Annotated in this window: 8 protein-coding genes; 1 reads left to right on the top strand and 7 read right to left on the bottom strand. The window is 46.9% G+C overall.

The features are described from left to right. On the bottom strand, nt 1-876 hold the full coding sequence (locus tag AC4IFB_RS07915) for a gamma-glutamylcyclotransferase family protein (RefSeq protein ID WP_490779861.1): 876 nt from the start codon (nt 874-876) through the stop codon (nt 1-3). Between the two features lie 547 nt (nt 877-1,423). Here AC4IFB_RS07915 and AC4IFB_RS07910 point away from each other — a divergent pair. Further along, the gene (locus AC4IFB_RS07910) at nt 1,424-1,570 is read left to right on the top strand and encodes a hypothetical protein (protein WP_490779860.1); all 147 of its coding nucleotides are present in this window, start codon (nt 1,424-1,426) and stop codon (nt 1,568-1,570) included. Nucleotides 1,571-1,657: 87 nt separating this feature from the next. On the opposite strand, the gene AC4IFB_RS07905 is transcribed toward AC4IFB_RS07910, so the two are convergent. The 6 genes from AC4IFB_RS07905 to AC4IFB_RS07880 form a co-directional block, all read right to left on the bottom strand. Continuing rightward, the gene (locus AC4IFB_RS07905; protein ID WP_490777407.1) at nt 1,658-2,218 is read right to left on the bottom strand and encodes an HNH endonuclease; all 561 of its coding nucleotides are present in this window, start codon (nt 2,216-2,218) and stop codon (nt 1,658-1,660) included. 343 nt (nt 2,219-2,561) lie between these two features. Continuing rightward, the gene (locus AC4IFB_RS07900; RefSeq protein ID WP_490777408.1) at nt 2,562-3,872 is read right to left on the bottom strand and encodes an NAD(P)/FAD-dependent oxidoreductase; all 1,311 of its coding nucleotides are present in this window, start codon (nt 3,870-3,872) and stop codon (nt 2,562-2,564) included. A gap of 348 nt (nt 3,873-4,220) precedes the next feature. After that, nucleotides 4,221-5,534: a response regulator gene (locus AC4IFB_RS07895; protein WP_490779859.1), complete on the bottom strand. Its 1,314-nt coding sequence runs from the start codon at nt 5,532-5,534 to the stop codon at nt 4,221-4,223. Between the two features lie 1,259 nt (nt 5,535-6,793). After that, nucleotides 6,794-9,100 (bottom strand): TonB-dependent receptor, encoded by a 2,307-nt coding sequence (locus tag AC4IFB_RS07890; protein ID WP_490779858.1) that lies wholly within the window; start codon nt 9,098-9,100, stop codon nt 6,794-6,796. Between the two features lie 576 nt (nt 9,101-9,676). Next, nucleotides 9,677-10,324, bottom strand: coding sequence for a response regulator (locus tag AC4IFB_RS07885; RefSeq protein WP_490776773.1), 648 nt, complete (start codon nt 10,322-10,324; stop codon nt 9,677-9,679). A gap of 293 nt (nt 10,325-10,617) precedes the next feature. Then, nucleotides 10,618-11,934: an ATP-binding protein gene (locus AC4IFB_RS07880; protein ID WP_490776774.1), complete on the bottom strand. Its 1,317-nt coding sequence runs from the start codon at nt 11,932-11,934 to the stop codon at nt 10,618-10,620. Between the last annotated feature and the right edge of the window lie 23 nt (nt 11,935-11,957).

Below are 11,957 nucleotides of genomic sequence, written 5' to 3'. Positions count from 1 at the left end.
TCATAAATTGTTGTTGTAGTCGATGCGTCCAACATAACGGTATTCCTTTGCGTACTCATTTAAATAGCTATTGAGATATCGCTGTTGGGCATCGTTGAGGCATCCGTGCTGAATATCGTCCATGGATTCGCAGCCATCACTACTATCCATTCGTTTTAGATGAAACAGGGTCATATCACGTCCACCGAAAAAGTGCTTCAGGTATTCATGCAGGGGACGAGCCTCTGACATATCGAAAACAGCACCATAGAGCCCTGTATAGAGCTGCTGTTCAGCTAGTGAAGTTGCACTATATACAGGATAGTCCCCAGCGGGCGGTGTAAAGGCTGGATGGTCAACGGCTTGGTGGATCGGTTGTCTTTCAAGGTTTCGCAGATATTCAGGATCAAGACCTGTCCTGCGCGCGCCATCGATAAGGATGTTGAGGTAGCGACGGCTCGGCAAGCACTCATCATCAATAAATGCCGGCATACCAACATAGGTAAATGCTGAGTGCAGTAAGCCATCTGCCTCAACTTCAGTGGTGATGCGTTGATAGCCATAACCACATGCTTCCATGGCATCGAGGGATGGAAGGGCTTCATCCGCACAATCATGGAGTACACCAAGCACCTGCTCACCAGCTGTATCACAAGGCTCAATGTTGCCTACACCACCTTCGTGGTTGAAGAAATGCTGTACATTGAAACACAAACGCCATCCACGCAAAGTCGCTCTTTGCGAAGACAATGGCTCCACTCCCTTGGCCCTCAATGAGGTTATGTTCATATTGGAACCATAGCCGAAGTAGCGAAACATGCAGTGAGCACCCCCATCAAGCAGAAGCCTGCACCAGTTAGCATCCAGCCTTGAGTGGTCTTGGCGTACAAAAGACACTATCTGATCACCATACCGGGTTAATAGGTGAAATCAATCTGTTTATTAGGGCCTATTAACACTTATAGACACTATCGACTGGCATGCTTGATAACTTTAACAATCAGTTTCCTCTGAATTATGAGAATCGGAAAGCAGAGGGTCACGGCTAGAAAAAGCTTACAAGTCATCACTATCTTAAATAGGTGGGGAGTGAAACTCCCCTCTCCTCTCGCGGGAGAGGGGCCGGGGGCGAATAAACACCCTATTTTCCCCAACAATCAGCAAGAATAATATGAACGATCAGTGCGGTTTTATTTTTCAACCACATGTAACGCTTCGCGTACACCCTCTCCCCAACCCCTCTCCCGTAAAGGGAGAGGGGCTTTCTGAGTTGTTCTGAGAAGATTGAAAGTTAATAGGGCAGCAGTGAATAGAGATTTAAAAAAGCATAGTAAAGCAGAGGATCACGGTGTGAAAAAAATGACAAATCACCGAAACCTTAAATAGGCGGGGAGAGTAACTCCCCTCTCCCCTCGCGGGAGAGGGGCCGGGGGAGAGGGGGAGAATGAACATCCTATTTTCATCAACAATCAGCACGATAAAGATGAAGGATCAATGTGGTTTTATCTTTCAATCACGTGAAACGCTTCGCGTACACCCTCTCCCCAACCCCTCTCCCATAAAGGGAGAGGGGCTTCTTGAGATGTTCTGAGAAGATTAAAGTTAATGGGAAAGCAGTGGTCGGCTTCCTGAAAAAACTGACCGGGGAGTCAGGCGGTTTATTACTGCGCCATTTTTTTTATCCTCTGCGCACACGAGCCAGTAAAAACTCTGCCTGATCTGCAAGAATGTTTTTTCCACGCAAAATCATATGCTCTGCGAAGCATGGAGCATAAGGTATCGCCAGTAATTCCACCCCCCATTCACTGGGTGTACGTGCACCTTTCAGATGATTACAGCGGGTGCAGCAACTGACTACATTTGACCAGCTGTCTGTGCCCCCTCTGCTCTTAGGAATGACATGATCACATGTCAGGTCGCGATTGGAATACTGCTTACCACAATAGAGACAGATGTGGCCGTCTCTAGCGAATAAGGCACGATTGGTCAGCGGTGGTTCGTATGTTTCTGCCCAAAGATGCGGTTGCACCTTTGATCTTGTAAGTAGAATAGAGGAAATTTCAATACTGGAGCGCAGACCAGTGAGCGCATTGAATCCACCTCGAATCAGATGAGATTGCTGGCCCAATGGAGCCAAAACCCTGTCTGTCGCAATCAAATGGACTGCCTTTTCCCAGTTCAACCAACGACTTGGGTTGCCAGCCTGATCTAGCGCCAGGATTGGCATGACTCTCAGCATCAGATGTTACCTCCATATTTACAAAAACTATAAGTTGTAATAATTGAAGTACTTAATAGTCAGAGACTGGAGCATAGCATAGAGTTCCTCGCCGAAATTATGATATTGCCCCGCACCCGAACAATTAGACCCTAAGTTGCAGATAGACTATCGCATACATATGACAAACATTACACGATCAATCAATAATGAATGATCTTCGCTATGAAAAGGAATCCCATCAGCTTCAGATAGTGTTCGTTTCACTTGGGTTTGATACGGCTGGGCCGCAGCCTACATCACTTGCATTTATTTCGGACGTCAGTGTTTATATCGAAACTATGGAAAGAGAAACGATAAGTATTTAGTGTAGCTTTATTGCCGGATCAATACTCCTTCTCAGCATACGGGCTAATGTGGTCAATCCTGTTCGCCACCATCCAAAAAGGGTCAGCTGATGCATTTTATAGAGTGAGAGATAGACCCATCGAGCGATCCAACCACTGACTCGAACACTACCGGTTATGGCGCCCATTAAACTGCCAACAGTGCTGTAGCGACCCAGGGTTACCAGGGAACCGTAGTCCCGATAGATATATTTTTTATCGAAATTCTGCCCCTTTATCCGTTTAACCAGTGCTTTAGCAACGAATGATGCTTGCTGATGAGCTGCCTGAGCCCGTGGTGGCACCAGATCACCCTGTTCGTTCATGACACATGCGGCGCAATCACCAATGGCAAAGATGCGTTCGTCATCTTCCAGGGTAAGATCACCATTGACCTTGAGTTGGTTGATGCGGTTGGTAGTCAAATTGAGTTGACTCAGAAAATCGGGCCCTTTAATGCCCGCAGCCCATACCTTGATGGTTGCAGGGATGACTAATCCGGAGTCTGTGTGCACCTCATCTTCTGTGATCTTTGTGACTTTTTCAGAAACATGTACTTTGATACCCAGACTTTCCAGCTCCTGCTGCACCTGGCTTGAGAGTTTCTCTGGTAGTGCTGGAAGAATGCGAGGCCCTGCATCGAGAATATGGAGGTGTATGTGTCTGTCCGGCTCAATTGTCTCGAATCCGTATTGGGAAATCTGGCGGGTGACCTGGTGCAACTGTGCTGCCAGTTCAACACCTGTTGCGCCAGCACCAATGATAGCAACGTCCAACTGCCCCTCTTTCAGGGGAGTATTCTGTGTATTTGCCTTTATCAATGCTTCTAGCAGTTGTTGCTGAAAGCGTGCGGCCTGAGATTTTGTGTCAAGCATCAGACAGTGATCTTTAACCCCTGGAATGCCAAAATCGTTACTCACACTGCCTACTGCAAAGATCAGATAGTCATATGAGAAACTTCGACTTGGAATCAGTTCTTCCCCTTTATCGTTGTAGAGCGGTGCTAATATAATTTTGCGTTCTACCCGATCGAGATCCTGCATCATGCCTAAGCGAAATCTGTAGTGGTTCCAACGGGCATGAGCCAGATAACCCAAGGCGTGCTGATCCGGGTCAAATGTGCCCGCCGCCACCTGATGTAACAGTGGTTTCCATATGTGTGTTCTGGTGGCATCGATAAGCGTGATTTGCCCCCTACCCCGTTTACCTAACCGTCTGCCAAGGTGGGTTGCGAGCTCAAGACCAGCAGCACCGCCGCCGACGACAATTATTTTCGGTGATTCCGACATCAAGGACTCCAAAAAGGTAAGGATTTGAAACGATTCCTGTGCAGACACTGGCGGTAGAATCCCATTGACTCTCCTACACCTGTCCTGACATTAACGGGATGACTTGAAATTGAAGGTCAAAGCTCTCTGTCACTCTCTTGACATACCATTTACCGTTGATTGGTTGTATCTAGGATAGATCGCATAAATAGTTAAGTCCAGCAATAACTTAAGTGTTACTTTGCCGGTCAGATACCACTGGTACATGTTTCAAATCTGGCTCTATTTTCGAGCAAATTAGCAGACTTTTATTGCACCAGATGGTTTCAAGAATAAAACTATTGTTACGTTAGGTAGGATTGTTAAATATCATCGATATGGAGAGCTGATCTTGCCTTCCGTGCCATACATAAGCACTCTATTTCGCCCCCCGTCCTTTGCTGCATACAGAGCTTTGTCAGCGAGTCCAAGCAGGGTATTTAGATCCTCTCCTGAATGGTCCCCTACAGAGGCAAGACCGATACTTATAGTGACATCAACCCCGCCGGGTTTGAGTTGCTCCACGCTTTTGCGCAGGGCTTCAGTTCTTTCGGGTATATCTGTCCCATGAGCCAGGACAACGAACTCTTCTCCTCCAAAACGCGCTGGCAAACCATCCTGAAAATGGTGGTTTAACAGTTTTCCCATGGCAATCAGTACCTGGTCACCAATCAAATGACCCTTGGTGTCATTGATTTTCTTGAAATGATCCAAATCGATGATCATCACCCAACCATCAGCAGTTTTGCTTATATAATCCTGCCCCTTTTCTACCAGGAAGAGCCTGTTATGTGTGCCTGTGAGAGCGTCAGTGGTGGCGATTCTCTCCATATTCACTGCTTGACGACGCAGGGTATCATATTGGCTTTTTACTAAAAGCAGAGACCGAACCCTAGCCATGACCACTTCTTCAACCAGTGGTTTATTGACGAAGTCGTTTGCGCCAGCGTGGAACACTTCGACCTGAGTTTTTGTGTCCTCATTTCCTGTGGTTACCAAAACTGGCAACTCCTGCTGGGAATAGTGTTGTTTCACGCGTAAATAGTAGAGCAGATCCCCTCCCGTCATACTCCCCTGTAGATGAAAATCGGTGATTATCAGGTCAAATCCCTTCTCGTTACCATTACGAGTTCTCTCGAGCAAGGTCATCGCCTCCTCTACAGAAGTAACATGGATAACCTCCATGCCATGCTGTTCCATCATTTTCAGAGCTGCGGCTACAGCGGTCTTACTATCCTCGATATAGAGGATTCGTCCATAGAGGTCTGGATTACGCTCAAGAAAAGATTTTATGAACTGACCAAAAGCCATAAAACCCAAGGCTTTCTCAAAATAGTCCGTTACACCTGCATTGTAGCCTTCGTGAAGTAGGCGTTGACCAGCATCTGAAGAGACGACAATCACCGGTGTATAGCGATGTCGCTTAGTGGTGCGTATCTGTCGGCATAAATCGAGACCATCCATATCAGGCAGCAATAAAGCGGTCGTGATCAGAGAGTAGCGCTCAGCATTCATCAGTTGCAATGCTTCAGATGCACTTGCGCAACTGCTGATTTGGATCTCAGGCATAGCAACCTGCAATTGCCTCGTAAGTACTTCACGGGATGCCGAGGAACCATCAACCAGCATGATTCTGTTAATCATTTAAATCTCACCATTCTTAACTTACTAACCTGGCCATAGATATTAATACACTCAGGGCTACAAGCGTGGCTCAGATCAAGGCGCGGCTCGCCGGCAATGGCTAGCCCTTGTCAAAAGCTGCAACACCGATCTGAGTCACGCTTGTAGCCCCTATCCTTATGATATTTAACGGCTGAGTGTCTTAATATCTATGGCCTGGTTAGTATATCTTGTGCCATCCGTTGCTTCAGCACAGCACTTTACAGCCAGGTAACCATATAGGTTGCTTTTGTCGCTAACCTTAAAAAAATAACAATCTGCGAATAAACTAAACAACGTCCATAATGGTAGGTTCAGGGCATCCCTGGCTAATAGGAAACTATAAATCAGTCAACAGGTTAAACAATGTAACTACACAATTCCTACTGACCATTATCATCTTGCGCCATCTGTAGCCATTCAAAGAGTTTGCGCAGGAGTTTCTCTAAACAATTCGATCGGATGATACAGAGAGAACTGACCGATGTATCTGAATAATCTATTTAGGGCACCTCTATCAATCGCTTATGCCCTCTGCGTGACCTGAAGCGTGTAGCTGCAAGGCATAAGCCGAAGCAAAATGGTTGTTCCATTCTCAAGCACCACATCGCAGCTGATGCATGCTTCAGGCCCCGCCCTACGGGGCTTTAGGGCCCGTCCAGACTCTGTATTGCGCTTTTTCGACAGGCAATAAGCCTGGCTTCAAAAGCTCGCCTTGATTCTGAACGGGTCGTAAAGCCAGAGGGCACAAGTAATTAAAAGAGGTGCCTTTAATTATTAAATATTATATTACATGGCTAGTTTCGGCTTACACTACCAAATTGATGTCTAACGGGCTAGAACTGCTTTGCAACATAGAAAAAAAGAGGGCCGGGATCGGTGATGGGTAGTGGTGAGTTTGAAAGCTCTACTATTTTACCCAAACCGATCAACGGCCCTTTAACGAGGATATTAACTTCACATCTCCCGGATGGTGACTAGTATGGTGCGTCATATAAACCCTATATTTAGACAAGGCCTATCTCAGTTTGCGTTTAAATCACCTGCCTCGCCCTGCGGGAAGCCACTCAAGCCGCGATTGCGGCGTTGCACACAACCATTACCTGCGGGCTGCGCCTTGCACTCACGGCTTGAGCGGCTTTCTAAATACAGGGTTTATATGACGCACCGCACTAGTTCATCCAGGATGAATGGATTAGTAGACTATGCTTCCACCTCCAGCGGCTTTAATAGTGTTCAGATCAGAAAAATTCATAGCTAATTCCAGCCCAGAATGCCCTGGGAGATCCGGGTGAAAGAAAACGGCTATCTTCATACTCATCACCAAGAACCTCATCGGCTTCGCCATAGAGACCAAAGGTTTCGTACTCTTTGTCAAATAGGTTGTCCACCTTGGCAAACACCTTAAAACTGTCAGTGGCCTGATATTCACCCCGTAGATCGACCAGGGTATAACCATCAATTTCATCATCAAGGTTTGCTTCATCGCCTCGCATGATGGTGCTGGAACTATATTGTAAATCCAGGCCAAGAGAGAGTTTCTGGGTCATATGATAGGTGACTCCTGCTTTTAGCAGATTCTCTGGTAGACCCGGAATCCTGTCGCCTGGTTGTATGCTGATTTCACCGTCTACCGCATTGGGGTTGTTAGGGCTGGCGATGGTCAGGTTTTCTTCAAATGTTGCCTTCAGGAAGGTGTAACTCAGGAACCAGTCAAGCTGTTGATCAAATGAGTTACCGTTCAGGCTCATCTCTATACCCTGTCTGCGGGTCTCTCCTACATTATCAAAATAACCCTCATTGGTAAGCGCTCCGGCACTTATAAAAATGATGTCATCATGATTGGTGGTATGAAACACTCCTAGGTGCCACTCAACTCCTGCCTGCGAGCCACGGATTCCGCCTTCCCAGGTCTTGGCCACAACCTGTTCCAGGGGTGGATCTGAGAGAAAGGCATTGGGTAACCGACAAGGATCATCAGGATCTGCGCAGGTCAGTTCCATCGCTGTAGGTGCTCGATTCGATTCACTGTAGCCCGAATAGATATTGAATTGATCTGACAAATCGTATGCGACACCGGCTGCCGGATTGAATCGCGTGAAACTGTGATCACCATTCAAGGCTGTACCCAGTTGATCTTTAAGCTCAATCTCTGTCTTGTTCCATCGACCGGCGAGGGTAAGTGACAGCTGTTCAGTGACAGACCAGGTATCCGTCAGATATAGGGAGAGGTTCTTTGTTTCTGTCTCAACTTCTGTAAAACTCTCCTCAACAAGAATGCCACTACCAATGGCCTGTCTGCTCTCATCGAGCCTGCCCAACTCACTATTGGATGAGAAATCAACCTCACTTCGATCAGCAGCTATACCGATAATCATATGATTATCCCTACCCGCCAATGATTGTAAAAAAGCACTCTGTAAGCTGAAACCCACTGTATCCTGATCACTTTTTGAACGGTTAACAGTAGCGCCTTCAACTGCATCATCTTCCAATACAGGGTTACCATTCTGATCAAACACAACCTCCTCTTCATCCCCATCCTCTTCACAGATGAAGCCTGCGTTCTCTGCATCTTCACACCCTTCATAGTCAGAATCGTCACCGTTTAATGTGTCGAGTTTGCTATTGCGGTAAAAGAGCATTCCTTCAAGCACTATTTCATCGCTTACATAGTGCTCACCTCCCAGTCTAAGTAGTGTGGCTTGCTGTTCTGTAATATCCGGACGAGTAAAGATTGTCTCCCTATCCTCCTCTAAAAGCTCTATCGGCAACGCGCCATTACCGATCAACTCACTGTCACTCAAACTCAGGCTGAGCTCTAGTGTGCTCAGTTCGCCCTGCCAGGTCAGATTACCAAACAGTTGTTGAGACTCAGATGGCGAATAATCCCGCCAGCCATCCTCTTCGAAATAGTTGCCTGTAATAAAATAGGCCAGATTGTCCTGGCTGCCACCAATGCTGGCTTCTGCTGTATAGCGGCCGAAGGAACCTCCGGACAGCTCAATGTCACCACCGGGATGGGAGAAACCATTCTTGGTATTGATTGAAATCGCGCCACCCAGGGTATTCAGTCCGAATAGTGGATTCGATCCAGACATCAGATTGATACCGGCAATGGCCGAGTCAGGAATCACAGACCAATTGACTGTGTCACCAAAAGGTTCGTTTATTCGGACACCATCCATATAGACAGAGATGCCCTGAGGTAATCCGATCAGAGGCGAGGCAACAAATCCACGATAGAGTAGATCTGGTTGCAGTGGATTGTTTTGTGCCTCATTGAGAAATACGCTGCCAAAGCGTTGATTAAGGAACTCTGAAAGATCCAGGCTCTGTTGCTGTTCCATGTCCCCATCGGTAGCAACCTCGGTGTGCATCGGTAAGCGATCTCTTTCAATGCCTACACCATGCAGTGGGGTCGTGCTGATGACTTCGATTGGCGCCAAAGTTTCCGCAGCCCAGCTGCCTCCTATACATGGCGATATAAGGATCGCGGCAATAAGCCATCTGCTGCGCTTATTTTTCGCTGATTGCATTCCTGACATGGTCGTAATCTCTCTTTTTTCTACTTTTTTTGTTATTAATAACTATTAACAAAACATATGCATATAGGAGTTTATAACCCTATTCGGCATGGAGATGAAGAGGAACTTTTCTTGGGAATTCGGGAAATTTTCCCGTGTCAGAAACGAACATATTTGCACAGTGTCACCCGTTACACTGTTATCCCATTAACTTCTATTATTATCGTGTAAATTGTTGAAGGATAAGAGCGTCGGATTCCATTCGAGTGTAGTGTACAACAGGAACATCATACATTTTTCACCTGATATGGTGGGGCATGGCCCCACCCTACAGCAACCCTGAAAAGTGTCTCTCTTGGTATCCTATTTTGATACGAGCGAGTAGCGCAGGAATAACCCAACTATCGGAATAGATTCAAGCGTAGGGTGGGGCCATGCCCCACCATCAAGGCGTGGTTAGCTGAGAAGGGTTGTTCCCTTGTCATGAGCCACAACGTAGTACAAAGGCCCCTAACATTTTTATATTAAAAGGACAGGCACGCTTCGGCTGAAGAGGAGGTATTTATTTTCCGGGTTAATAAATAAACCACTTAGGAGCTACTCACTGATAGGATCTATGACACCGTGCCGAATTGCCAGGTGCACCAGTTCGGTTGTGCTTTTAACATTGAGTTTTGATTTGATCTGTGTGGTGTAGTTGGCCACTGTCTTGTAACTCAAAGATAATTCGCTGGCAGTTTCAGTTGGCGAGAGACCATGGGCTAGAAGATTAAAGATTTGAAACTCTCGGGTGGTGAGACAGGCGAATACTTCTCTATCGCCACTTGCTTTATGCAGGGCCAGGTTCTGTGCAAGTTCATGATCGATATAAGCCTGTCCTGATGCAATTGCTCTAATCGCATCCACCATAATTTCAGCAGCGCTATTCTTGGTGATATAGCCCCGGGCACCGGCTGCCAATGCCTTTTCAACAAAGGCGGTATCATCATGCATACTGAACACCAGAATTGCAGCATCACGATCACGGGCAACAATACGCCGGATCGCCTCAAGTCCACCAATTCCAGGTAATGAAAGATCCATCACCACCAGATCGGGTAGAAACTCAGCATATCGTTGGCAGGCTTCTTCACCACGACCAGCCTCTGCAACCACATCAATATCATGGGTTCCGTCAAGCAGGGTTTTGTAGCCGGCCCGTACAACGGCATGATCATCAACAAGTAGAACCCGGATAGCACTCATTTCTAAAATAATTTTCCTAGGGCCTGTGAACACTAATCGAATCGTCCCTGGTGAGACTGTTTTTTCGTCCAGCAAGGCAGAATAAGCGAGTTGTAGCCATTCTACATGAGCGAATGATAACGCCGCTGGGCGGAAAAATAGCCTCAGCCCTTCGGGTTACCCCTGAAAAAGTGCCTCTCGGCGTTACTCGTCGTTCATTTGGAGTGACCAAACCTCTCTCCTCGCGCCTTGATTGGCGCTTTTTCAGGGGCAACAGGGCCGATTCGATTAGTGTTAACAGGCCCTAATTACCCCTAACTTGAGGGTATAGTGATATCAATTGATACACCCTTGGTGGGTTCACTGGCAAGGGAGATTTTCCCACTCAAAGCCTCAATTCGTTCACGCATACCAAGCAGCCCCATGCCTTTGCGCTTGTTTTTTTGATCGAATCCCTGACCATTGTCACGGATAGATACCCTGATCTCACCTGACGAATTACGTTCAAGTTTTATCTCCACCTTCTCCGCTTTAGCGTGTTTGGCAACATTGGTTAGTGCCTCCTGTACGATACGATAGAGGGTAATTGCACGATCTTCGTCCACCTCATCGAACTCACCAATGATGGTGAGGGCACAGAAACACTCTTCCTGATGATCATTCCAGCCATCTACCAACCTTTCAATACCGGTCACCACGCCCAACTCTTCCAGGGCAACAGGTCGCAGACGATTCATCATGTCACGAACAACACTATACATGTGGTTACATACACTGATAATGGAATTCGTGCCATCATTGATATTTTCAGGGTGCTGTCTGAGCGTGACTGCCATTGCCTTTATTGCGCTGATCGATTGGCCCAGTTCGTCGTGCAGTTCCCGAGACAGATGACGTCGCTCCGATTCCTGCACTGACATCAAACGCCTGCTGAGCTGTCGATTCTCTTCCTGCTGAGCCTCCAGCACCTGCGCCATATGATTGAATTGCTGTGACAGACGGTTCAATTCAGGCAAGTTAAACTTTGGAAGACGAGCTTCATAATTACCAGACTGTATGATGCCGAGACCAGTACTGATCTGATTGACAGGTTTTAATGCTCGACGGATGGTAAATGCCATCAGTACAAGGTAAATGAGTGTAAAGGTAGTGATCAGCATGACAATCGAGCGAGCCTCCAACCATACCTCTCTGATCTCATCTGATGGATCTGCCAATATTACAATCTCACTGCTACCAAATTGTGGACTTGCTATACGCTTATGATATTCCGCTGGCGGTGGTTTGACTAAGTTGACAAACCATTCTGGAACCACTTTTGGTGCCAACTCCTGTCGCTCACTGAATGGATAGATGACCGTGCCGTCACCACGGGTCAGTGCTATGTGCAGATGACGCGTATCATCCAGTCTTTGCAAGTGGGTAATCAGAATTTGCTGTGCCTTTACCTGATCCTCGGCATGGCTGCTTATCAGCGCTGCTGTTAGCAGTTGCATTGTGATTCGCGCACTCGATTCGACCTCATTAGTGATGTTGGTACGTGCCACACCAAGCGCGAAATAGGCACCAAAAACAAACATCGCTAAGACAATCGTCAATACCAGAATCAGTAGTCTACTTGTCAGTGTCATAAGGCTCTTGTTTACCGAAACAT

It is taken from the genome of Candidatus Thiodiazotropha sp. AKIB8 (assembly GCF_058244675.1).
Note: the sequence above shows the minus strand (reverse complement) of the source record. Positions and strands in the feature narration are given on the sequence as shown.

Coding starts and splice junctions, on each gene's coding strand:
- AC4IFB_RS07910 (WP_490779860.1), top strand. CDS start 1,424: ATGAACATCCTATTTTCATCAACAATCAGCACGATAAAGATGAAGGAT.
- AC4IFB_RS07905 (WP_490777407.1), bottom strand. CDS start 2,218: ATGCTGAGAGTCATGCCAATCCTGGCGCTAGATCAGGCTGGCAACCCA.
- AC4IFB_RS07900 (WP_490777408.1), bottom strand. CDS start 3,872: ATGTCGGAATCACCGAAAATAATTGTCGTCGGCGGCGGTGCTGCTGGT.
- AC4IFB_RS07895 (WP_490779859.1), bottom strand. CDS start 5,534: ATGATTAACAGAATCATGCTGGTTGATGGTTCCTCGGCATCCCGTGAA.
- AC4IFB_RS07890 (WP_490779858.1), bottom strand. CDS start 9,100: ATGTCAGGAATGCAATCAGCGAAAAATAAGCGCAGCAGATGGCTTATT.
- AC4IFB_RS07885 (WP_490776773.1), bottom strand. CDS start 10,324: ATGAGTGCTATCCGGGTTCTACTTGTTGATGATCATGCCGTTGTACGG.
- AC4IFB_RS07880 (WP_490776774.1), bottom strand. CDS start 11,934: ATGACACTGACAAGTAGACTACTGATTCTGGTATTGACGATTGTCTTA.